Below are 21535 nucleotides of genomic sequence, written 5' to 3'. Positions count from 1 at the left end.
CCTTGCATCCGGGGAGGTGAAGCGCCAGCGGCGCGCACCTCACCGTACCGCCGCGCGATAGGTTGGCCGACGTGCCTCCAGCCACCAGCACCGTGCTCGCGCTCGCGGACGTCACCTACCGTCGCGGCACCACAGAGATCCTGCACGGCATCGACCTCACGGTGCGAAGCGGAGAGCACTGGGCGCTGTTGGGGCCCAATGGGGCCGGCAAGTCGACCATCCTGACGTTCTGTGCCGCCGAGGCTCACCCCACCAGCGGGACCGTCGACGTCCTTGGACGCCGCCTGGGGCGCGTGGAGCTCCAGGCGCTACGCCGGCGTATCGGCCACGTGGACCCCCGGCACCGGCTCACCTCCGCCCTCACGGTCACCGAGGTGGTGCTCACGGGGCTGACGGGCACCATCGAGCGGCCGATGCGCTGGTCGCCCACCGCGGCCCAGGTCGCGTTGGCGAGCGACCTCGTGGCGCTGCTGGGGCTGGCCGACCACGCCCAGGGGCGCTGGCCCACGCTGTCACAAGGCGAGCGGGGAGGGCGCTCATTGCGCGTGCGCTCATCGCGGAGCCCGAATTGCTGCTGCTCGACGAGCCCACGACCGGGCTCGATGTCGCGGCACGCGAGCAACTGCTGGACACGCTCGACATGTTGGCGGAGACGCACCCGGACCTGGCGAGCGTCCTCGTCACCCACCACCTCGAGGAACTTCCGGCGAGCACCAGCCACGCGCTTCTGTTGCGGGACGGCGCGGTGGTGGCCGCCGGCGGCGTCGACGAGGTCCTGACGACGGGCCAGGTCAGCGCCTGCTTTGCGTACCCCATCGAGGTCGAACACCGCGACGGACGATGGTCGGCACGCATCCGCAGGGGCGGCCGAGTTTCCGCCTAGTCGCTCTCCGGGCGCAACGCACGCCACACGCACCAGGCGACCGCGGCGATGGTCGAGGCGGCGATGATGCCCGAGCCGAGGTGGTCCTGGGCCGTGGGCCAGCATTCGTCGACCCCGTCGGGGCGGCTCACGGTTGAGGCATTCGAGAACGTGACGAAGCCGATCACGAGACACCCCAGGGCCGTGGCGAGCCATCCCCACCGCACCGGTCGCTTCGTCCCCCGCGTCATCACGGGGCCAGGCTATCCCGCGTCTCGGTGATGCGATAGGCGTCACGGAGGCGGGAGTTCTACCGTGGTCTCATGGGGACGCCACCACGGTGCGGTGTGTGCGGGGCCCGGGTCGACGACGACGGGGCCCTGGTCGACTTTGTGCCGCGCGAGGCGGACCTTGACGCGGCGCGGGCCGGGGCGGCCTCGGCCCACCCACTAGGAGACGCCGCCTGGCTGTGCGCGCGCCACGTCGCATGCGGCTGGGCGCTGTCGCGGAGGTTCGACAGGGCCAGGGCGCTCGCGCTCGCGGCGTCCGCCGACGAGGGTATCGACGTGCGCGGCCAGATTCCCGCGAGCATCGGCATCCTCGATTGGGAGCGGGTGCTGAGGCGCGCGTTGCCGGACTTCGCCGTCGAGCTCGGATCCGCGGACGTCGCCATCGACGAGGACTGGCAGACCTTCTACGCGGAGGACGGCGAGATCCCTCCCGGCGCGTCTCACTCCGCGGAGGCGATCTCCTGGTCGGTGGAAGCCGGCGGCGGCCATCTCAGCGTCACCCGCATCACCATGTATTGGCCGCAGGGGGCAGTGGCACGCACCGAGGTGCACGTGGACTCCGTGTCCGCCCACGCTCCCGGCTGGCGCGTCCGCGTCATCCCTGCGCCGAACGCGGTGAGGTTCGAGCCCACCGAGGCGACTGTCCTGGGGGAACCGTCACCGCTCATGCGCGACCTCCTCGACCGCTACGGGCTCAGCCCCACGGTGGTGACGACGTAGCGCCCGCGACGCGCCAGGGTCGCTAGGCCCTACCGCCCGCGCTCGCCCCGCGATAGCCTGGCGCTCCACGACGCGAGGAGGGGTACGCATGGGTTTCATTCAGGCAGCGATCGGAGCAATCGGGGGAACGCTTGCCGACCAGTGGATTGACTTCCTCACACCGCCGGACAACGTGCCGCAGACGGCCGTGATGTTCCCGGCAGTGCCGCAGGGTCAGAACGCCGGACGCGGATCGAATGTGCGCGGCTCCGAGAACGTCATCACGAACGGATCGAAGATCGTGGTGCCCGAGGGATTCGGGCTCATGACGTTCCAGGACGGACGCATCACTAACTTTGTGGGTGAGGCAGGCGGGTACATCTTCTCCGACACCGACCAGCAGGCGAAGTCGTTCTTCACCGGCGGCGGGATCTTCTCGTCCACCCTCACCAGGCTCGTGGGAGCGCTTCAAGTACGGCGGCCAGCCCGGCGTGCAGCACTTGGCGTTCTACGTGAACCTCAAGGAGATCCCGAACAACCGCTTCGGTACCCAGGGCCCCATCTACTGGGACGACCACTATCTGGGTACCCAGGCGGGCGCCGTGACGCGCGGCTCGTACACGCTGAAGGTGGTGGACCCCATCCTCTTCACCAAGTCGATCGTGCCCGCGGCATACATCACGCAGAACGCCGGCATCTTCGACATCTCCGCGGTGGATAACCCGGTCTCCGAGCAGGCTCTTCAACGAGGTTGTCGGCTCGCTCGCGGCGGCCTTCTCGCGCTACACCAATGACGGCGAGCGCGGCAACCGCATCTCCAAGATTCAGGGTGACGCCCTGGGCTTCGCGAAGTCCCTGGCCGGCGTGGTCGAGGAGAACTACAAGTGGACCGAGGAGCGTGGCATCACGATCCACGCGGCCGCCTTGCTCGCCATCGAGTACGACGCTCCTACCGCGAAGGCTCCTGGAAGACGTGCAGAAGGCCGATGCCCTCGCAGGCGGCCGCGGCGACTCCTTCCTGCGTCAGTCGGCTGCGCGAGGCATCCAGGCCGCGGGCGAGACCGGCGGCGGTGACGGCCTCGCCTTCATGGGGATGGGCATGAACGCCGCAGGCGGCGCACTCGGTGGGCTCATGCAGAACCAGGGTGGTCAGCCTCCCGTGCCGCAGCAGGGCGTTGGCGCGCAGGCTCCCGCGGAACCTGCGGCCCCCACCGCGGCGGACCAGATCCGGGAAGCCAAGGGCATGCTCGACGAGGGACTCATCACCCAGGAGGACTTCGACGCGTTGAAGCGCAAGGCGCTCGGCCTCTAGCGCGCCGGAGCACGCCACCATGACCGAACCCGCTTCCTCGGGGACGCCGCCGCGCGCCCCCGAGGACCCGCCCGCCAGCCCGGCCCCCGCATCGGCCGATGACACCGTCATCGACACGACCACGGGACAGGACCACGGCCACGACGACTGCCCCAAGTGCGGCTCGACCGAGGTGACCCGCAAGGGCGACACCATGAGCCTCATCTGTGGTTTCTGCCGCTACGAATGGGTGGGAAGCCGCCTCGAGGACCTGCACGGGCTCGGTGACGGCATCGGCGATCTCGTCGGCCGTACCTTCATGTCCGGCGCCTCCGACATCACGAGCGCCGAAACACTCATCACGCTGAAGTGTCAGGGCTGCGGTTCCGAGGTCGTGGTCGACACCGGGCGCTCCCTTGAGGCGCGGTGCCACTGGTGCCGGTCGATCCTCTCGATCAACGACAAGATCCCCAACGGTGCCGTGCCCGACGGCATCCTGCCGTTTGGCATCTCGAAGGCCGACGCCATCGCGCGCATCGGCCAGTTCGCGGGGAAGCGGAAGTTCTTTGCGCTGAAGCGGTTCCGTGCTGAGTTCAAGCCCGACAACGTGCTCGGCGTGTACCTGCCGTACATGACCGTCGACGGCAATGTCACGGCACGTTTCCGCGGCGAGGGCGAGATCCAGACACGTCGCTACACCGTGCAACACGGCAAGACGTCGACGACGTACTACGACGCAGACGTCTATGACGTGGCACGCGAGTTCGACCTGCACATCGACGACCTCATCATCGAGTCATCGGCGTCACGCTCGAACATCGACAACCGCGCCAACACCAACAACATCATCAACTCGCTCCTGCCATACGACGTGAAGAACATGGTCGCGTTCGACAGCAACTACCTGGGTGACTCCACGGCGGAGAAGCGCGACCTCAACATCGACGACATCACCCGCAAGGCACACCTCCAGTTCCTCACCATGTCCCGTGAGTCCATTCGCAACGATCTCATCCATTACGACCGCGGCGTGCGGTGGACGCATGAGGATATGGACGTGCACGGCAGTCGGTGGGCGACGGTGTTCCTGCCTGTGTGGCTGTACAGGTATGCCGAGCGCAGCGACAACGGACAGGTGATGGTGCACTACATCGCCGTCAATGGCCGCAACGGCAACGTCATGGGCTCCGTGCCTATCAACAAGGCACGGCTGTGGGGCGTCACGGCGCTCGTCACGATGCTCACGGCGGCGGTCGCGTGGCCGCTCGGCGCAGCGATGATGGCGGGGGCGTGACGGAGCCATGGAGACGTTGATTCTTGCCTCCGGATCGGACTCCGGCGACATCGCGATCTTTGGCCTGATCCTCTTCGCGGTGCCGTTCGTCGTCGGCTGGTTCACCTACCGGGCGCTGTACAAGCGATACCGCAATCAGGACCAGCGGTATCGCTACGAGCACACCACGTCTGCGGTCCGCAGCGCGCTTCAGCGGTGGGACACGTTCGACCGTAAGAACAACCGTCAGCGCTCCAGCGAGATCGGCGGGCGTAACGACGACGATTCACACGTGCGCGCTGATCACGCGACTGTGCGTGAAGCGCAGGCGCCACGAGTGGCGCAGGAGGAGCGGCAGGCGCAGGCCGCGCGCGAGGCTCAGCCGGCACGCGATGCTCAGGCCGCGCGCGACGCGCAGGCTCCCCGCGAGGCGGAGCGGCCACCACAGGCGGCCCCGCCCCGCGCGGACGGCGCCTGACATGCTGACGGCGGGCCCATGTGGGCCCGCCGTCAGCGTCACTGAGGTGTGAAGAAGGCCTAAGCGTCGTCCTTGTGACGGTCGGTGAGGTCGTTGTACTTCTCGGCGACCTTGTCCTTGACGTCCTCGACCTTGTCCTTCAGGCCAGCCTTCGCCTGGTCGGTCTTGCCTTCGGCTTCCAGTTGCTCATCGTCCGTCGCCTTGCCGAAGGTCTCCTTGATCTTGCCCTTGGCGTCCTCGGCGGCATTGCTGAGTCGGTCGGTGTTGCTCATGGTGATGGCTCCTCGATCGTCGGTGTTCCGGACGTCTAGGGCAACGCGAACCGCACCTGCCGCTATTCCGCCGTGGCCTCGACCGTGACCGCAGCGATGGCGCCCGGAAGGGCCCGGGCGATGTCAAGCGCCACGATGGGGCCGCCACCGCTTGCCAGCAGTGCGGCCCTGGCGTGGAGCCATGCCGCGCTGGCCCCTGCATCGGCCGCCACCATGCCCGCCGCGAGTGCGGTACCCGTGATGCCAGCCAGCACGTCGCCGGAGCCGGCCGTAGCCAGCCACGCAGGCGCCTCAGGAAGCGTGATGACCGTGCCGCCAGGAGAAGCGATCACGGTGCGCGACCCCTTCAGCAGGACAGTGGCGCGCGCGGTTTCCGCCAGCAGCCGCGCGTGGCCTGCGCGGTCGCCCACCACATCCGCGAGCGTGACGTCGTGGCGCAACGCCCGGAGCGTCCGGACGAGTTCCTCCGCGTGCGGTGTGAGCAGCACGCTGTCGGCGGCGGCTTCGCGCGAACCGGACGCCCGCGCCCGAGCGACGGCATCGAGTGCCCCCGCATCGACCACCAGGGGAGCGCCGGAAGCCATCGCCGCTCCGATGGCCGCGTCCTGCTCGGGGTAGTCGGCCACGCCTGACCCCACCACCCACGCCTGAGCGCGAGGCAGTCGCTCGGCCGCGTCGCCGGGATCATGGACCACCGTTTCCGGTCGGTGGTGAAGCACCAGATTCTGCGCGCGCAGGGGCCCCACGTAGCGCACCATTCCTGCGCCGGCACGTGCCGCACCGGACACCGCAAGGGCCGCGGCACCGGGGTACGCCTCGGAGCCGGCGATGATGCCGACCACTCCGCGCGAGTACTTGTCGTCGCCAGGGCCAGGTACCGGCCAGCGCTCACGGACGTGGTCCGCGCCCCGCCTGCGCGCATCGCTCATGCCGACCAGCCTGGCACACCGGGGTGCGCGTGGTCGGTGACGTCGCCGCCGATGCCGCCACCCGCATCGGCCATGAGAGAATCCCTGCCATGGCCATGCGTGACATTCGAGTGACCGGCGATCCCGTGCTGCGCACGGTCTGCGACCCCATCACTGACATCGACGACCGTGTTCGTACTCTTGTCGAGGATCTCCTCGAGACGGTCGACTACGAGGGACGCGCGGGTCTCGCAGCCAACCAGATTGGCGTGTCGCTGCGCGCGTTCTCGTGGAACATCGATGGCGAGATCGGCTACATCCTGAACCCCGTCATCGTGGAGCGGGCCACCGAATTCCAGGAGCCTGGGCGAGGAGGGCTGCCTCTCGGTTCCCGGCCTGTGGTACCCGTGCGAGCGGCCCGCCTACACCAAGGCGATCGGTACCGACCTCGACGGCAAGGAAGTCGTCATCGAGGGCGAGGAGATCTGGGCCCGCCTCATCAACCACGAGGTCGACCACCTCGACGGCCACCTGTACCTCGACCGGCTCGCCAAGGATGTGCGCAAGCGCGCCATGCGTGAGCCTGCGCGAGTCGCTCGAAGCGAAGTAGTCGCCGCGCGCTTCAGGCGCGCACGATACCCACGTCGGCGACAATCACCCTGCCGGCCGATGCCCGTGCGGGCTCTTCGGCCAGGCAAGCTTTGGGCGCCGTGAACGTCACGGTGGCGGTGGCTCGTACATGGAGTGCGTCCGCAGCGCCCGAGTCGGCGTCGAGCCCGCTCGGGATGTCGACGGACACTACGGGGGTTTCCGAGTCGATCGCCGCGACCAGGGCGTCAGCGGGCGGCCGGAGCCCGGGAGCGGAGCCGATGCCCACGATGCCATCGATTACCAGGTGCGCCGCAGCGACCGCGTCGGTGGCGGCACCCGGATCGGCCACGGCATCGGCGACGGCGACGCCCGCCGCACGGGCCTCGCTGAGGCTCGCCATATGCACGCCTCCGGCGACCAGCAGTGCCGTCACGTCGGCACCCCGATGACGCAGCCGAGCCGCCGCGAGGAGCGCGTCCCCACCGTTGTGACCGGAGCCTACGAGCACGGCCACGCGTGCGCCGAGCAGGCGCCCAGGGTCCTGCGCGAGGATCATCTCGCACTCCGCTGCGACGGCATCGGCCGCCCGGGCCATCAGTTCCGCCTCCGGCACGGCCTGCATGGCGAGGGCCTCGGCGTCACGGATCTGTTGAACGGTCATGGTGGGGACTGGCATGTCATCCAGGTTCGCATACCGTCGCGTGGCGAGGCTGGCGTTTCGGTCGCGCGTCAGGCAGGATGGAGTCACACCGGGGCTCACGCCAGGCGCACCTTCGGATGAGGTCGTAGGGGAAGACGCACCTCAACAGGAAGGAAGGGTCATGGCTGCCATCACCCGCGGTGTACTTTTCGTGCATTCGGCTACGCGCGCAATGTGCCCTCACATCGAGTGGGCCGCGCAGTCGGTGCTGGGTTCGCGCGCCTCCTTTGAATGGACGGACCAGCCCGCAGGGACCGTGCTCTTCCGCGCGGAAGTGGCGTGGCAGGGTCAGCCCGGCACGGGTGCGCGCCTCGCTTCCGCGCTACGCGGCTGGGAGCACGTCCGCTACGAGGTGACCGAGGACCCGTCGTTTGGCTCCGATGGCGCGCGCTGGTCGCACACCCCGTCGCTGGGGATCTTCCACGCCGTCACCGACGTCCACGGCAACGTGGTGGTGCCCGAGGACCGCATCAGGGCCGCCCTCGAGAACGGCGGAACCGTCGCAGACTTCAAGCGCGCCATGGATCTTGCGCTCGGCGCGGCATGGGACGACGAGCTCGAGCCGTTCCGCTACGCAGGCGCGGGTGCTCCCGTGCGCTGGCTGCACCGCGTGGGGTAATCTCGCGCTTCATGACCCCAAGCACGACAGCATGATGGAGCTCGCCCACGACGAGGCACTCACGCTCCAGGCCATGGAAGAGGCGATGTGGCGTCCCGAGACGCGCTTTGACCGCCGCTACATGGAGGCCATCCTCGCGGAGAACTTCCACGAGGTGGGCCAGTCGGGGCGCACCTACTCGCGCGAGGACACCCTGGACCTGCGCCCCATCGAGATCGACATTCAGTTTCCACTGCTGGGGTTCTCCGCCGTTGCTATCTGCGAGGACGTCGCTCTCGTCGCCTACACGTCTATCCCGGTGCGTAGCCCGCGTGGCGCCGCGCATCGGACGTCCGTGTGGACCAACGACGGCCGCTGGAAGCCTGCGCTTTCACCAGGCGACCCCCGCGGAGGTCTGAGACCCGGGCATCGGCCCTCCCACCGTTTGAACCGGCGTAGACGCCGACACGCCGGCCGCGGGCCCCCGCGAGGGCTCACGACCGGCGTGTCGCGGTCAGTTTCGGTTCAAAGTGTGGGGGACAGCGGTGTTAGGCGGAGCCGAACACCAGGGCCACGTTGTGGCCGCCGAATCCAAACGAGTTGTTGATCGCGGCGAGCCTGGCCCTCGGGCAGCGCGCGCGGGGTGTCACGCACCAGGTCGACCTCGAGGCTCGGGGTCGGGCGACGTCACGTTGATCGTCGGGGGAGCGACCCGATCCTGGAGCGCCTTGATGGTGAACACGGACTCGAGCGCTCCGGCGCCGCCGAGCAGGTGGCCCGTCATGGACTTGGTGGCGCTCAGCAGCACCTGATCGGCATGAGAGCCGAGGAGGCCGCGAATGGCGCGAGCCTCGATCATGTCGCCCACCGGCGTGGACGTGGCGTGCGCGTTGACGTGGGCGATGTCGGCGACGGTCAGGCCCGCGACCTCGAGCGCCTGCTGCATGGCCCGGGTCTGGCCGTGGCCCTCGGGCTCGGGCGCCGCGATGTGGTGGCCATCGGCGGTGCGGCCGATGCCGAGGAGACGGCCGTAGACCTTGGCGCCCCGCGCCTTGGCGTGCTCCTCAGACTCGAGCACCACGATGCCGGCACCTTCACCCAACACGAAGCCGTCGCGCTCGGTGTCATAGGGACGCGAGGCACCCTGGGGGTCGTCATTGCGCTTCGACAGCGCCGCCATCGCGGCGAACGACGAGATGGGCAGCGGGTGAATCGCCGCCTCGGTTCCGCCGCAGACGACCACGTCGGCACGGCCCTGCTGGATCATCTCGTAACCCATCGCGATGGCCTCCGCGCCGGACGCGCAGGCGGACACGGGGGCGTGAGCGCCCGCACGAGCGGTGAGCCTCGAGCGACACGTACGCGGCGGGGGAGTTGGGCATGAGCATCGGGACGGTCATGGGAAGGACGCGCGAGGCGCCCTTCTCCTTCATCGTGTCCCAGGCGCTCAGCAGGGTCCATACCCCGCCGATGCCCGAGGAGACCACGGCGCCAAGGCGCTCGGGGTCGACCTCGGGCGATCCGGCATCGGCCCACGCCTCGCGAGTGGCCACGACCGCCATCTGGGCGGACGGGTCCATGCGCTTGGTCTCGGGCCGCGAGAGGACCTCACTGGGCTGCACGGCGAGTGACCCGCGAAGTTCACGGCCATGCCGTACTTCTCGGCCCAGTCGTTGTCGAGGGTCGAGACGCCGGAACGTCCGGCGAGCGCGCCCTCCCAGGTGGTGGGGACGTCCCCGCCCAGCGGCGAGGTCGTCCCGAGTCCGGTGACGACGACTTCAGTCATGTGCAGGCTCCAGTGATGGTCGATCAGGGGGACGGGGACGCTTAGTTCTGCGCGCCCTCGATGAACTTCACGGCGTCGCCGACGGTGGTCAGGTTCTTGACCTCCTCGTCGGGGATGCGCACGTCGAACTTCTCCTCAGCGAGGGTGACGATGGTCATCATCGACAGCGAGTCGATGTCGAGGTCGTCGGTGAAGGACTTCTCGGCGGTCACCTCGGCGGCGTCCAGGCCGGTCTCCTCGGCGACGATCTCGGCCAGGCCGGCGAGGATCTCGTTGGTGTCAGCCATGTTGTGTCTCCTTGTTATTGGGGTGATGCGGAAGCATCGTGTTCGTATGGAACGTGTGTGACTCTATGACGGCGATCCTGCTTACGGCAGGACCACCACCTGCGCGGCGTACACGAGGCCTGCGCCGAACCCGATCTGCAGGGCGAGGTCGCCCGGCTTCACCTGGCCGTCGCGGTAGAGACGCTCGGTGGCCAGCGGGATGGACGCGGCGGACGTGTTGCCGGAATCGACGATGTCCTTACCCACTACGACCGTGTCGGGAAGCCCGATCTGCTTGACCATCTGGTCGATGATCCGGACGTTGGCCTGGTGCGGGATGAAAGCCTTGATATCTGCAGGCGTGACACCGGCGGCCTCGATGGCCTCGAGCGCGATCGGGGCCATCTTGAAGGATGCCCACTTGAAGACGCTCGGGCCCTCCTGGAACAGGGTGGGGAACGGCGTCTCGGGGTTGTCACGCACCTCAAGCCAGGAGGCGGTCTGACGGATCAGGCGAGAGCCAGAGCCGTCCGAGCCCCAGACGGTGGGGCCGATGCCGGGGGTGTCCGAGGCGCCGATGACGACGGCGCCCGCGGCGTCGCCAAGCAGGTAGGAGATGGAGCGGTCGGTGGGGTCGACGTAGTCGCTCATCTTCTCGGCGCCGATCACCAGGACGTTGCGGGCGGTGCCGGCGCGCACGAAGGCGTCCGCCTGGGCGATGCCGTAGCAGTAGCCGGCGCAGGCGGCCGAGATGTCGTAGGCCGCCGCGGTGATGCCGAGGCGGTCGGCAACGATCGGGGCGCCGCCTGGCGTCATGTGCGGGTAGGTGATGGTCGACAGGATGACGGTGTCGATCTCGTCCGCGGAGATGCCAGCGTTCGCGATGGCCTCGCGAGCGGCGTTCTCGGACAGGTCGAGCACCGAGGTGTCCTTGTCGGCGCGCACGCGGGTCGCGATGCCCGTCATCTTGCGGATCCACTCGTCGGACGAGTTGATGGGTTCGATGAGGTCGTCGTTGGGGACGGCGTGCTCGCCGCGGGCGACGCCCAGGCCGAGGATGCGCGAGAACTCGGGTCCGCGCTTGATGTTCAGGGTGGTCACGCGTGCTCCTCCAGCAGAGCCTTGGCGGCATCGAGGTCGTCGGGGGACTTGAGGGCGACGGCGGGGATGCCCTTGAGGGAGCGCTTCGCGAGCCCGGTCAGGACTCCGCCGGGAGCCACCTCGATGATGCCGGTGACGCCGAGTTCGAGCATACGGGCCTGGCAGAGGTCCCAGCGGACGGGGCTCGCCACCTGGCGCACGATCCGTGCGAGGGCGTCGGCTCCCGTGGTGACTGTGGCGCCATCGGCGTTGGACAGCAGGGCCGTCCTCGGGTCGTGGGTGACGGTGGCCGATGCCGCAGCCTCGAGCGCGGCTACGGCGGGGGCCATGTACGAGGTGTGGAAGGCGCCCGCGACCTGCAGTTCGATGACGCGCGCACGGGTGGGGGCATCGGCGAGGAGCGCCTCGATAGCCGCCTTCGCGCCGGCGGCGACGATCTGCCCGCCGCCGTTCATGTTGGCGGGCGTGAGTCCCAGGGCCTCCAGCCGCGCGAGGACTTCGGCCTCGTCCCCGCCGAGGACCGCTGCCATGGACGTGGGTTCTGCTCCGGCCGCCGCGGCCGCCATCGCGTCGCCGCGGACCGTGACAAGGCGGATGGCCTCGGCATCGGAGATGACACCTGCGAGCGCCGCGGCTCCAAGTTCGCCCACCGAGTGCCCGGCCACGAGGCCGGGAGTGGTGTCACCCAGGACAGCGCGGCCCGTAGCGATGGCCGTCGCGACAAGGAGGGGCTGGGCCACGGCGGTGTCGCGAATCGTGTCCGCGTCCGATGTGGTGCCATGCGCGATGAGGTCGACGTTGGTGGCTTCCGACAATGCGCCGAGGGTCGAGGCAACGTCGTCGGCTCAAGCCAGGGAGCGAGCATGCCGGGAGTCTGGGCGCCCTGTCCGGGGCAAAGGACGGCAATCATGCTTCCAAGCATGGCCCACCGCGGGCGGGCGAGGCCGCCAATGCCTCACGGATTCCCGCGCCTAGTTTTGTAGGTGTCCTACAACGTGGGGCGTCGGGTATCGCGCAGCCGGCCGAGCTTGAAGGCCGTCTCGAGAACGTGGGCGTCGCGGTGGGCGAGCACATCCCAGCCTGTGATCTCGGCCACCTTGCGCAGCCGATAGCGCACCGTGTTGGCGTGAACGAACATGGTGCGCGCGGCCACCTCGAGGGAACGCCCGCAGTCCAGGTATGTCGCCACGGTCTCCTGCAGCGACCCGCCGGCACGAGCGATGGGGTCGTACGCGATCGCGATGAGGCGTTCGCGAGCGGCGGCGTCTCCCACGAGGACGCGCTCGGGCAGGAGCTCGTCGGCCCCCACCGGGCGCGGCGCGAGGGACCATGCAGGCGCCGCGGCCACGCCAGCGACGGCGGCGCGAGTGGCCCGTGCCACCTCAACGAGCGTGATGGCGGACGGCCCGAGCACGACAGGACCGGGGCCGAAGGAACCGAGAAGCGTGCGGGTGAGGTCCGCGTGATCCTCGTCCGAGCGAGCGATGACGATGAGGTCCTCACCATGAATGCCCACGAGTGCGCCGGGGGCGGAGCGCCGCAAAGCGCGTCGTAGTTCGGCTGATTGGACCTCGCCGAGCGCGCCATCGGTGGTGCCCACCATCACCAGCGTGGGCCCCGGGTTCCAGCCGAGCGCCGCGGCACGCGACGGCAGATCGTCGTCGACCTCGCCGCGGACCAGGGCATCGACCACGAGGGCTTCGAGCCTTGCGTCCCAGGCGCCACGCGACTCGGCGGCACGCGCGTACACCTCTGCCGCGGAGAAGGCGATCTCGCGCGAGTACAGCAAGATCGCCTGACGCACCTCGACCTCGTTGCCAGGAGAAGCGAACTCGTCGGAATGGCTCTCGACCACCTCGACCACCGTGCGGACGATGGACAGGGTGTGCTGCAGCGACACGGAGCGGGTCAGGCTCGGGTGGCGCGGCGGCGAACACTTCGGTTGCGCTGCGGTGACTGTGCTGAGGGTCGGCGTACCACGCGACGAACGACGAGATGCCGGCCTGCGCCACGATGCCCACCCACGACCGTTCCTCTGCAGGAAGGGCACGGAACCACGGGTAGTCGGCATCGAGCCGGCGCAGCGCCGCGGTGGCGAGCCGACCCGTCGCGGCCCTGAGGCGGCGCAGCGTCTCCGCGCGCGCCGGTGTCTGAGTCATGTCGAAAGCATACGGCTCGTTTGTGGATCATCGACAACGCCGCCCGGTGCCGTGACGCCGTCCGTGCCAGGCGCCCTCAGATGCGGGGCGTTAGCGTGGCCCCAGACGGAAGGAGCCCTCATGTCGCCTCGCCCCAAGCCCTTGGTGGGTGCTCTGCTAGGCCTGCTCCTCGGTGTCATCGTGGTGATGTTGCTGTGGATTCTGGGCGTCACGCCGCCCGATCGCCTGCCTCTGTTCAGTGTGCTGGCCGTCGCGATGCTGCTGGGGGCATCGGCCACCACACTGGCCGTGCGGCACGCCCCCGCGCGGTATGGCACCGTCGTCGTGATCGCGGCCGTGGGGTTGGGGGTGGCGCTCACCGGAATTCCCGAGTACACGGGCACGGGTTCTCTCTCCGAGGGGTGCCACGCGCAGGCGACCTCTTCGCTCGAGACGGAACCGGTCGCCCCGGCCGACACCTCCGCGCTGCGCCCCTTTGACGTCACACAGGACGACACCGTGACATGGTCGGCGTCCACCGACGCCGAGGCTCGTGAACGCGACGCCCAGCGTTGCCCTCATGATCGGCGGGTTCGCGATCCCTCTGTGGAACGGTCAGGATGTCTACGACGGGATCCTGGAACTCAGCGGCGAGGACTCCGTGGCGGCGCGCGAGAGCGTGGTCCGCGAGTCCGCAGGCATCACGCTGACCGGTACCTATCACTTCGCCGGCTCTCTCGACGGAGACACCGGGAGCCTGTTCCGCCGTGGCGTACGTGCGCGTTGCCAATGCCGGCCCCTTCGGCGGACTGTTGCCGATTCTCTTGTGGGTGCTGCTGGGGGTGGTGGTCATCGGCATCGGCGTCGTGTCCTGGTCGGTGGCTCGCTCGGTGAGAGAGGCACGCCGTGCGCGGCCCACGACCGACACCATGACCACCACCGGCGGGACCGCGACCGTGCAGGCCACCTCGGGGTCCATCGCGGCGGTTCCGGAGCAATCCACAGGAGAGCCCGCGGGCCAGCGCGGGCGCCAGGCGGCATCGGGCGGCGCCCGAGACACTCAGGACGCCCGAGGTGCGTCCGGTGAGGGTGCGTCGAGCAGTGCACGGTCTGATCGGGGTGAAGCAACCCGCGCCTCCCGCTCGGGAGCGACGCGCAACACCAAGCGCGACACCTCACGTGACGCTCCGCGCGAGACGTCCGACGGCAGGCGCGAGGCCTCGCGGTCCGGGACCGAGCCCGCGAGCGGGGACGCTACAGCGACAGCGCGCCCGGAGCCAGACGGGGAAACCCAGGAGTCAGCAACTCAAGAGCCAGAAACTCAGGAGACGGTGCCGGTGTTCATCGATCGCGATGAGCAGCCGCATCCCGCGCCCGCGGGGGAGTCGTCGGCTGAGACGCAGGCCGAACCAGAAGGCGAATCCGACGCTGACGACGACACCCGCGAGACCCGTCGCGTCGACGGCGAGGGGTGACCGTCCGTGCCTCACTCGAGCCGGCATCGGCCCGCCGGGGGAGCCCTCAGGGAGCGTCCGATCCCCGCCGGACGTCGGGCTCGATGAAGATGAGTCGCACGGCGGGCACTGCGGCTCTGATCCGGTTCTCGGCGTCATCGGTGCGTTGGCGCAGATCCGCGAGAATCTCGGAGGGCTCGGCAGCGACCTTTGCGGTCACGAGGATGTCCTCCGGGCCGAGGTGCATGGTGCGCAGGTGAATGATGTCGGGGTAGCCCGCCTCGGCGATGGCCGACCGAATCTTGGCGATGTCCTCCTCGACGGCAGCCTCGCCGAGGAGCATCGCGCGAGTCTCGCTGCCGAGTACGAACGCGATGATGACGAGCAGGAGGCCGATGGCAGCCGAGCCCACAGCGTCCCACCGGCCATCGTGCGTCACCAGTGTCATGGAGACGCCGAACAGTGCGCACACGAGGCCCACGAGCGCTCCCAGATCCTCGAGCAAGATCACGGGGAGTTCGGGCGACCGGGAACGTCGCACAAACGTTGACCACTTCACGCCGCCGCGCACCTTGTTGGACTCGATGATGGCGGTGCGGAAGGACATGGTCTCCAGGCCGATGGCGACCACCAGGACCGCGACGGGTACCCAGTGCCATGACTCGATGGGTTCCGGGTGCTGCCACTTGTGCCAGCCCTCGTACAGCGCGAAAAGGCCGCCGACCGTGAACAGCACGATCGCCACCAGGAACGCGTAGTAGTACCGGTAGCGGGCGTAGCCAAACGGATGTTCCTCGCTTGCCTCGCGCTTGGCGGCACGGCCTCCGACGAGCAGGAGCACCTGGTTGCCAGAGTCCGCGACCGAATGGATCGCCTCCGCGAGCATGGACGATGCCCCCGTCAGTGCCCAGGCGCCGAACTTGGTTGCGCCGATGGCGAGGTTGGCGGTCAGCGCCGCCACCACTGCCTTGGTTCCTCCGTCGTGGGACATGACTGGATCCTTTCGCGGGAAGCGACAACGGACGCGACACTACTGGACGGGGGCGGATGCGGGAATGGTGATGACGCAAGCATCGGGAACGACGAAGCCCGCCCTCGCCGAGGCGAGAGCGGGCTTCGAAACGGTGCGGCGCTGACTTACGCGTCGCCACCGGCGTTGCCGGACGTGCCCTTGCGGACATCGTGCAGGCTCGTACCGGTTGATCGCGTCCTGCACCAGGTGCCGGTCGATCTGGCCGGCGGCCGCGAGGCGCTGCAGCACCTTGACGGCGGTCGACGGACCGTCGATCTTGAAGTACCGGCGTGCGGCGGCGCGGGTGTCGGAGAAGCCGAAGCCGTCCGCTCCGAGCGTCGCGTAGTCACCAGGCACCCACGCACGGATCTGGTCCGCGACGAGGTGGTCGTAGTCGCTGGTGGCGACGAACGGGCCGGCGGCACCAGCGAGCCTGCTGCGTCAGGAATGGCGTGCGGGGCTCCTCGCTCGGGTGCAGGAACGCGCGCTCCTCGCACTCGAGCGCCTCGCGGCGGAGCTCGTTCCACGACGTCACGGACCACACCGCGGCGCGCACGCCGTAGTCGCGGGCCAGAAGCTCCTGAGCCTCCAGGGCCCACGGCACGGCCACGCCGGAGGCGAGGATCTGCGCCTCGGGACCGTCGCCCTGCGGGGCGTCGGCGTACTTGTAGATGCCCTTGAGGATGCCGTTGACGTCGACGTTCTCGGGCTCGGCGGGCTGCTGAATCGGCTCGTTGTACACCGTGAGGTAGTACATGACGTTCGGGTCGCGACCGTCGTTGCCGTACATGCGCTGGAGTCCGTCGCGCACGATGTGGCGGATCTCGTAGCCGAACGCGGGGTCGTACTGCACCACCGAGGTGTTGGTGCCCGCGATGAGCGGCGAGTGGCCATCGGCGTGCTGGAGGCCCTCACCCGTCAGGGTGGTGCGGCCTGCGGTCGCGCCGATGATGAAGCCGCGCGTCATCTGGTCGCCGGCGGCCCAGAACTGGTCGCCGGTGCGCTGGAAGCCGAACATCGAGTAGAAGATGTAGAACGGCACCAGGGGCTCGTCGTGCGTCGCGTAGGCGGTGCCGACGGCCTGGAACGCCGCGGCGGAACCTGCCTCGTTGATACCGGTGTGCATGATCTGCCCGGCCTCGGACTCCTTGTAGGCTCAGCATGGCTCGCGGTCCACAGGCAGGTAGTTCTGACCGTTGGTGTTGAAGATCTTCGCCGAGGGGAAGATCGCGTCCAGGCCAAAGGTACGAGCCTCGTCGGGGATGATCGGCACCACACGGTGGCCGAACTCCTTGTCGCGCACCAGGTCCTTGAACAGGCGGACGAACGCCATGGTGGTGGCGACCTCCTGCTTGCCCGAGCCTTTGGCGAGCAGTTCGTACGCCTTGTCGCCGGGAAGTGCGATGTCCTTGCGGGTGTCGCGACGCTCCGGCACGAAGCCGCCCAGCGCCTGGCGGCGCTCCAGCATGTACTTCACGGCCGGGTCCTCGAAACCGGGGTGGAAGTACGGCGGGTTGTACGGGTCGGCCTCGAGCCTGCTCGTCCGTGAACGGAATGTCGAAGGTGTCGCGCAGGACCTTGAGGTCGGCGGCGGCCAGGCTTCTTCATCTGGTGGGTCGAGTTACGGGCGGCGAAGTTGGAGCCGAGTCCGTAGCCCTTGATGGTCTTCGCGAGGATGACCGTGGGCTTGCCGTTGGCCTGGGTGGTGGCCTTGGCGTAGGCGGCGTAGAGCCTTGCGGTAGTCGTGACCGCCACGCTTGAGCGCCCAGATTTCGTCGTCGGTCATGTCCTTGACGAGTTCCTTGGCGCGCGGGTCGCCGCCGAAGAACTGGTCACGGATGAAGGCACCCGACTCGGCACGGTAGGTCTGGAAGTCGCCGTCCGGGACGGTGTTCATGAGGTTGACGAGCGCGCCATCCTCGTCGCGGGCGAGCAGCGGGTCCCAGTTGCGACCCCACACGACCTTGATGACGTTCCAGCCGGCGCCGCGGAAGAAGGCCTCGAGGCTCCTGGATGATCTTGCCGTTGCCTCGCACGGGGCCGTCGAGGCGCTGCAGGTTGCAGTTCACCACGAAGGTGAGGTTGTCGAGGTTCTGGTGCGCCGCGAGCCTGCAGCATGCCGCGGCTCTCCGGCTCGTCCATCTCGCCGTCACCAAGGAACGCCCACACGTGCTGCTGCGACGTGTCCTTGATGCCGCGCAGGTGCATGTAGCGGTTGGTCCATGCCTGGTAGATGGCCGATGCGGGGCCAAGGCCCATCGAGACGGTGGGGAACTCCCACACGTCAGGCATGAGGCGGGGGTGCGGGTAGGAGGACATGCCGCGGCCGGGGCCGGACTTCTCCTGGCGGAAGGAGTCGAGGTCGTTCTCGGAGAACCGGCCCTCGACGTAGCCGCGCGCGTACACGCCGGGGGCCGCGTGGCCCTGGAAGTAGACCTGGTCGCCACCGCCCGGGTGGTCCTTGCCGCGGAAGAAGTGGTTCAGGCCCACTTCGTACAGCGTGGCCACGGAGGCGTAGGACGAGATGTGACCGCCCACGCCCTTGCCTGCGGCCTGCGCACGCGTCACCATGACGGCCGCGTTCCAGCGGATCCAGCCGCGGTAGCGGCGCTCGATCTCTTCGTTGCCGGGGAACTCCGGCTCGTCGTCAGCGTGAATCGTGTTGACGTACGGGGTGTTGAGACTCAAGGGGACGGACAGGCTGCTTGGTTGATGCGTGCTCAACCATGCGCTCCAGCACATACTCCGCGCGCGACTCGCCCCCTTCCTCGATCAGTCCGTCGAGGGACTCGAGCCACTCGTTGGTCTCGCTCGGGTCCTTGTCTACGTCGCCGTGTGAAGCCACCAGGGAACTTCCTCTCAGGCGCAAGGGTGCAGCGCCCTATCAGTTGGAGGGTGGGGAGCGGTGTTCACCGCTTCATCCGACTCATTCTGTCGAGTCTCGAGTCTATTGTCACGCGGGCCCTGGTCCGGACCGCGTCCGTGCGGCGCCATTGCCACCGCGTCGACGCGGGCTCTACTGTGGACCCAGCGCACGGTCTCGTGCGTGTTCGTCGATGAGAGGAGAGTCACCGCTGTGGCGACACAGGAAGGTGCGGACGTGGCCGATGCAGGCCTCACCGCCCGGTTTGACCTGACCAAGGGAATGGTCCTGCAGGAGTTCGGCTACGACAACGACGTGGACGAGGCCCTGCGCTCTGCTCTCGCGGATGCCACGGGTGAGGAACTCGTCGACGAGGACTACGGCGACGTCACTGACGGTGTGATCGTGTGGTTCCGCGACGGAGACGACGACCTGGCTGATCTCCTCATGGACGTGCAGTCCCTGCTGGACGACGGCGGCAAGGTGTGGCTCTTCACGCCGAAGGCCGGCACCAAAGGCCATGTGCTGCCAGGAGACGTCCAGGAAGCGTCCTCGCTCGCTGGCCTGCACGGCACCTCGACCTTTGTGGTGGGTGGCGGCTGGTCCTGCACTCGACTGGTGGACAAGGGCTGGCAGAAGTGACGGCGCCCGCGGTCGGTGAGGCCGCGCCAGCATTCAGCCTCATCGATCAGCATGGCCGCCATGTCACGCTGGCGGATTTCCGTGGAAGCCCGGTGCTGGTGGTGTTTGTGCCGTTCGCGTTCTCGGACACCTGCACCAACGAGTTGATCGATCTGCGCGATGCCGGTGCGCTGTCAGAGGACAAGAACGTGGCCGTCGCGATCGTCTCCTGTGACTCGCTGTACACGATGAAGGCCTGGGGCGACGCACACGCCTTCGACCAGTCGCTTCTGAGCGACTTCTGGCCGCACGGTGAGGCCGCTCGTGCCTACGGTGTGTTCAGCGAGGACAAGGGACTCGCGGGTCGAGGCACCTTCCTGATCGATGGTGAGGGCGTCATCCGCTGGAGCGTCATCAACCCCACGGGTGAGGCACGCTCTATCGACGACTACCGCGAAGCCATCGCTGAGCTCGTCTGACTCAGACGCTCCACGCCCACAGGGCCCGTCCGGCATCGGCCGCCGAGCGGAAGCGCTTCCAGGCGCCCTCGCGCTCGACGACCCAGCCGCCGGGAACCCGGCGGACGTCGTAGGCGCCGCCTGGGCGGGTCACGGTGGCCCACGTGCCCGGCATCGCGACGCGGGTGACGAGGGCGGTCATGTCGTGCTCGGTTTCCACCGGGCGCGATGGCTGGCCGGGGTCGGTCCAGCGTGGTGCGATGCCGGTGCTGGCTTCGATCAGGGTGGCGGTCATGGCAACTCCTTTCGTCTGATCTGAGACTGCCAGGAGGGTCTGACATCGACGCGTCCGGCCTGTCGGCTGCACTCAGTCCCCGTAGGCACCCTCCCCTCCGTCGTATCGCAGATGGCCGGATTTGCGGCTCTCAAGGCGACTTCGTGCCGCAAATGTGGCCATTTGCGGCGAGGGGCGCGGGTGGGGAGGGGAGCGTGCGGCATTGATGGCGTGGCCGATGCGCCACAATGGTTGCCCTGGGGCCCTTAGGCCAGTTGGTTAGAGCACTGCGTTTACACCGCAGGTGTCGTCGGTTCGAGTCCGGCAGGGCCCACCATGACGTCGGCAGGCCGCGCCGAGGCCACTACGGCCGTGGATCGCTGTCGAGAATGGCGTAGTGGTACGAGTCGTGCCAGATCGGCGTCCCGTCGGGGTGACTGGCGAACGAGGCGGCCTGGAGCATGTGAGCCTCGCGGCGCATGCCTACCCGTTCCAGGAGGCGCCATGAGCGCACGTTGACGGGGTTGCAGCGCGCGATCACCCGGTGTGCGTGCAGCGACTCGAAGGCCTCACGCAGTACCTCGCGCACTGCCTCGCTCGCGTAGCCATGTCCCCAGTACTCCGGGCCCAGAACGTAACCGATCTGCCACGTGGCCCACGCCGGAGGGCCCTCGGGCGCGAGGTAGACGTTGCCGACGAGCGCGCCATCCTCACGGCAGATCGCGATGAAGCGATCGTCATTGGCGCGCTCGGCCGCGATCGCATCGCAGTCCGCTCGACTGGGCATCCCGTAGGGCTCGAACCGCACGGACGCGGGATGTGCGAGGTACGCGAAGATCGCCTCCGCGTCTTCGGGGTGGAAGTGGCGCAGGGTCAGGCGCGGCGTGGTGGTCACGATCGCGACGGTAGCGGGACGACGGTGCACTCACCTCGGCCCTCAGTCCTGACTTCGGCTCAGACGCGCCTCGCCGCGCCCGCGGGGACGCGGCCCCTACGATGCGGAGCCCTGTCCCACAAGCGTCTCGATCTTCTCGATCTCCGTCGCGAAGGTGGCGGTCATATCCGCGGGAAGGACGTCCGCCGCGATCTCTGAGGCGACGGCCCTGGCGGCGCGGTCGTCAGTGAGCTCCGTTGACGCGATCTGGATCTCATCGAACGGGTTTCCGATGGTGTAGCCGCTGATGGTGAATCCGGCTGCCTCAAGTGCCCGGCCGAGGGCGCCGGCAATCACTCGGAGGCTCGTCAAGGGACCGGTCCACACGAATGACGTCTACGGGCACGCCGCGAGCCTTCAGACTCACCGATGAGGCGGGTGGCTTCGTCTCCCAGGGGGCCGTGCCAGTAGACCTCGATGCGGTCAGCCTCCGCGTGCAGTCCGCCGTCCTGAAACCCGGGGAGTTCAGCCAGGCGATAGAACGTGGGCTCCAGGAGCGTCACCCGTCCGCGCGTGTCTTGCCCGAGGTCGGGCACGCTATCGGCTGATTCTGTCGCCTGCGACGCGGTGAGCGCGGGCATGGCAGCGGCGATGATGATGGCGGCGCTCGCGGCCAGCATCACGCCGCGACGCTTCCTCGTGCTCCTGGTCATGCGCCCTACCCCT

At 68.5% G+C, this 21535-nt stretch carries 25 protein-coding genes, 1 tRNA gene and 5 pseudogenes; 15 read left to right on the top strand and 16 right to left on the bottom strand.

Annotation, left to right across the window (positions count from 1 at the left end; all coding sequences use genetic code 11):
* Positions 1-71: 71 nt before the first annotated feature.
* A pseudogene (locus QQK48_RS18680) lies at positions 72-470 on the top strand (ATP-binding cassette domain-containing protein); the annotation flags it as partial.
* 98 nt (positions 471-568) lie between these two features.
* Complete coding sequence (locus QQK48_RS18675; protein ID WP_348523815.1) at positions 569-883, top strand: ATP-binding cassette domain-containing protein; 315 nt, start codon at positions 569-571, stop codon at positions 881-883.
* Here the strand turns inward: QQK48_RS18675 and QQK48_RS01515 are convergent.
* A complete protein-coding gene (locus QQK48_RS01515) occupies positions 880-1089 on the bottom strand; it encodes a hypothetical protein (protein ID WP_284327250.1) in 210 nt (69 codons plus the stop codon). The two genes, QQK48_RS18675 and QQK48_RS01515, sit on opposite strands and share 4 nt — an antisense overlap.
* A gap of 96 nt (positions 1090-1185) precedes the next feature.
* Here QQK48_RS01515 and QQK48_RS01510 point away from each other — a divergent pair, with 96 nt between their 5' ends.
* Entirely contained in the window at positions 1186-1872 is a 687-nt protein-coding gene (locus QQK48_RS01510; RefSeq protein ID WP_284327249.1) for a hypothetical protein, read from the top strand.
* A gap of 213 nt (positions 1873-2085) precedes the next feature.
* On the opposite strand, the gene QQK48_RS18670 is transcribed toward QQK48_RS01510, so the two are convergent.
* A complete protein-coding gene (locus QQK48_RS18670; protein WP_348523375.1) occupies positions 2086-2295 on the bottom strand; it encodes a hypothetical protein in 210 nt (69 codons plus the stop codon).
* A 47-nt stretch (positions 2296-2342) separates the two neighbouring features.
* Between QQK48_RS18670 and QQK48_RS18665 the strand changes: the two genes are divergently transcribed.
* The 4 genes from QQK48_RS18665 to QQK48_RS01495 all read left to right on the top strand — a co-directional run bounded on the left by QQK48_RS18665 (position 2343) and on the right by QQK48_RS01495 (position 4893).
* Complete coding sequence (locus QQK48_RS18665; protein WP_348523374.1) at positions 2343-2645, top strand: hypothetical protein; 303 nt, start codon at positions 2343-2345, stop codon at positions 2643-2645.
* A gap of 179 nt (positions 2646-2824) precedes the next feature.
* Positions 2825-3163: an SHOCT domain-containing protein gene (locus QQK48_RS18660; protein WP_348523373.1), complete on the top strand. Its 339-nt coding sequence runs from the start codon at positions 2825-2827 to the stop codon at positions 3161-3163.
* 19 nt (positions 3164-3182) lie between these two features.
* Entirely contained in the window at positions 3183-4436 is a 1254-nt protein-coding gene (locus tag QQK48_RS01500) for a TFIIB-type zinc ribbon-containing protein (RefSeq protein ID WP_284327248.1), read from the top strand.
* A gap of 7 nt (positions 4437-4443) precedes the next feature.
* Positions 4444-4893 (top strand): hypothetical protein, encoded by a 450-nt coding sequence (locus QQK48_RS01495; RefSeq protein WP_284327247.1) that lies wholly within the window; start codon positions 4444-4446, stop codon positions 4891-4893.
* 59 nt (positions 4894-4952) lie between these two features.
* Here QQK48_RS01495 and QQK48_RS01490 read toward each other — a convergent pair whose 3' ends face one another.
* Positions 4953-5165, bottom strand: coding sequence for a CsbD family protein (locus QQK48_RS01490; RefSeq protein WP_284327246.1), 213 nt, complete (start codon positions 5163-5165; stop codon positions 4953-4955).
* A 62-nt stretch (positions 5166-5227) separates the two neighbouring features.
* Complete coding sequence (locus QQK48_RS01485) at positions 5228-6094, bottom strand: NAD(P)H-hydrate dehydratase (RefSeq protein ID WP_284327245.1); 867 nt, start codon at positions 6092-6094, stop codon at positions 5228-5230.
* Between the two features lie 89 nt (positions 6095-6183).
* Between QQK48_RS01485 and def the strand changes: the two are divergent.
* Positions 6184-6652, top strand: a pseudogene (gene def / locus QQK48_RS01480) (peptide deformylase); the annotation flags it as partial.
* A gap of 43 nt (positions 6653-6695) precedes the next feature.
* On the opposite strand, the gene QQK48_RS01475 reads toward def, so the two are convergent.
* Positions 6696-7340 carry an NAD(P)H-hydrate epimerase gene (locus QQK48_RS01475; protein ID WP_284327244.1) on the bottom strand — a complete coding sequence of 215 codons (645 nt, stop codon included), beginning with the start codon at positions 7338-7340 and terminating at the stop codon, positions 6696-6698.
* Between the two features lie 145 nt (positions 7341-7485).
* Here QQK48_RS01475 and QQK48_RS01470 point away from each other — a divergent pair, with 145 nt between their 5' ends.
* Together QQK48_RS01470 and QQK48_RS01465 are read left to right on the top strand one after the other, a co-directional pair.
* On the top strand, positions 7486-7983 hold the full coding sequence (locus QQK48_RS01470; protein WP_284327243.1) for a DUF3145 domain-containing protein: 498 nt from the start codon (positions 7486-7488) through the stop codon (positions 7981-7983).
* Positions 7984-8014: 31 nt separating this feature from the next.
* The gene (locus QQK48_RS01465; RefSeq protein ID WP_284327242.1) at positions 8015-8569 is read left to right on the top strand and encodes a nuclear transport factor 2 family protein; all 555 of its coding nucleotides are present in this window, start codon (positions 8015-8017) and stop codon (positions 8567-8569) included.
* On the opposite strand, the pseudogene fabF reads toward QQK48_RS01465, so the two are convergent.
* From fabF to QQK48_RS01440, 5 genes and pseudogenes are all read right to left on the bottom strand, one after another.
* Positions 8511-9748 (bottom strand): annotated as a pseudogene (gene fabF, locus QQK48_RS01460) (beta-ketoacyl-ACP synthase II). The gene QQK48_RS01465 and the pseudogene fabF sit on opposite strands and share 59 nt — an antisense overlap.
* 41 nt (positions 9749-9789) lie before the next feature.
* The gene (locus QQK48_RS01455; RefSeq protein WP_084078068.1) at positions 9790-10035 is read right to left on the bottom strand and encodes an acyl carrier protein; all 246 of its coding nucleotides are present in this window, start codon (positions 10033-10035) and stop codon (positions 9790-9792) included.
* Positions 10036-10116: 81 nt separating this feature from the next.
* Positions 10117-11115 (bottom strand): beta-ketoacyl-ACP synthase III, encoded by a 999-nt coding sequence (locus QQK48_RS01450; protein ID WP_284327241.1) that lies wholly within the window; start codon positions 11113-11115, stop codon positions 10117-10119.
* A pseudogene (locus tag QQK48_RS01445) lies at positions 11112-12025 on the bottom strand (ACP S-malonyltransferase). The gene QQK48_RS01450 and the pseudogene QQK48_RS01445 overlap by 4 nt, the downstream one beginning before the upstream one ends.
* A 78-nt stretch (positions 12026-12103) precedes the next feature.
* Positions 12104-13015: a PucR family transcriptional regulator gene (locus QQK48_RS01440; protein WP_348523372.1), complete on the bottom strand. Its 912-nt coding sequence runs from the start codon at positions 13013-13015 to the stop codon at positions 12104-12106.
* A 379-nt stretch (positions 13016-13394) separates the two neighbouring features.
* Between QQK48_RS01440 and QQK48_RS01435 the strand changes: the two genes are divergently transcribed.
* A complete protein-coding gene (locus tag QQK48_RS01435; protein ID WP_284327240.1) occupies positions 13395-14147 on the top strand; it encodes a hypothetical protein in 753 nt (250 codons plus the stop codon).
* Positions 14066-14728, top strand: a complete 663-nt coding sequence (locus QQK48_RS01430; RefSeq protein WP_284327239.1) for a hypothetical protein — start codon at positions 14066-14068, stop codon at positions 14726-14728. The genes QQK48_RS01435 and QQK48_RS01430 overlap by 82 nt, the downstream gene beginning before the upstream one ends.
* 46 nt (positions 14729-14774) lie before the next feature.
* Here the strand turns inward: QQK48_RS01430 and QQK48_RS01425 are convergent, their stop codons facing one another.
* Together QQK48_RS01425 and aceE are read right to left on the bottom strand one after the other, a co-directional pair.
* The gene (locus QQK48_RS01425) at positions 14775-15698 is read right to left on the bottom strand and encodes a cation diffusion facilitator family transporter (protein WP_284327238.1); all 924 of its coding nucleotides are present in this window, start codon (positions 15696-15698) and stop codon (positions 14775-14777) included.
* Between the two features lie 146 nt (positions 15699-15844).
* A pseudogene (gene aceE / locus QQK48_RS01420) lies at positions 15845-18588 on the bottom strand (pyruvate dehydrogenase (acetyl-transferring), homodimeric type).
* A gap of 207 nt (positions 18589-18795) precedes the next feature.
* Here aceE and QQK48_RS01415 point away from each other — a divergent pair.
* Together QQK48_RS01415 and QQK48_RS01410 are read left to right on the top strand one after the other, a co-directional pair.
* The gene (locus QQK48_RS01415) at positions 18796-19224 is read left to right on the top strand and encodes a DUF3052 domain-containing protein (protein WP_284327237.1); all 429 of its coding nucleotides are present in this window, start codon (positions 18796-18798) and stop codon (positions 19222-19224) included.
* Positions 19221-19682: a peroxiredoxin gene (locus QQK48_RS01410; RefSeq protein ID WP_284327236.1), complete on the top strand. Its 462-nt coding sequence runs from the start codon at positions 19221-19223 to the stop codon at positions 19680-19682. The genes QQK48_RS01415 and QQK48_RS01410 overlap by 4 nt, the downstream gene beginning before the upstream one ends.
* A 1-nt stretch (position 19683) precedes the next feature.
* On the opposite strand, the gene QQK48_RS01405 is transcribed toward QQK48_RS01410, so the two are convergent.
* Positions 19684-19956 carry a hypothetical protein gene (locus tag QQK48_RS01405; protein WP_284327235.1) on the bottom strand — a complete coding sequence of 91 codons (273 nt, stop codon included), beginning with the start codon at positions 19954-19956 and terminating at the stop codon, positions 19684-19686.
* 239 nt (positions 19957-20195) lie between these two features.
* On the opposite strand from QQK48_RS01405, the gene QQK48_RS01400 reads away from it, so the two are divergent.
* Positions 20196-20272: transfer RNA gene (locus tag QQK48_RS01400), tRNA-Val, on the top strand.
* A gap of 27 nt (positions 20273-20299) precedes the next feature.
* Here the strand turns inward: QQK48_RS01400 and QQK48_RS01395 are convergent.
* The 3 genes from QQK48_RS01395 to QQK48_RS01385 all read right to left on the bottom strand — a co-directional run bounded on the left by QQK48_RS01395 (position 20300) and on the right by QQK48_RS01385 (position 21522).
* Entirely contained in the window at positions 20300-20830 is a 531-nt protein-coding gene (locus QQK48_RS01395; protein ID WP_284327234.1) for a GNAT family N-acetyltransferase, read from the bottom strand.
* Between the two features lie 96 nt (positions 20831-20926).
* Positions 20927-21181 (bottom strand): hypothetical protein, encoded by a 255-nt coding sequence (locus QQK48_RS01390; RefSeq protein WP_284327233.1) that lies wholly within the window; start codon positions 21179-21181, stop codon positions 20927-20929.
* Positions 21178-21522, bottom strand: coding sequence for a hypothetical protein (locus QQK48_RS01385; protein ID WP_284327232.1), 345 nt, complete (start codon positions 21520-21522; stop codon positions 21178-21180). Before QQK48_RS01385 ends, QQK48_RS01390 begins: the two co-directional genes overlap by 4 nt.
* Positions 21523-21535: the final 13 nt, after the last annotated feature.

The sequence above is a fragment of the Demequina litorisediminis genome (assembly GCF_030161615.1).
Classification (GTDB): Bacteria; Actinomycetota; Actinomycetes; order Actinomycetales; family Demequinaceae; genus Demequina; species Demequina litorisediminis.
Note: the sequence above shows the minus strand (reverse complement) of the source record. Positions and strands in the feature narration are given on the sequence as shown.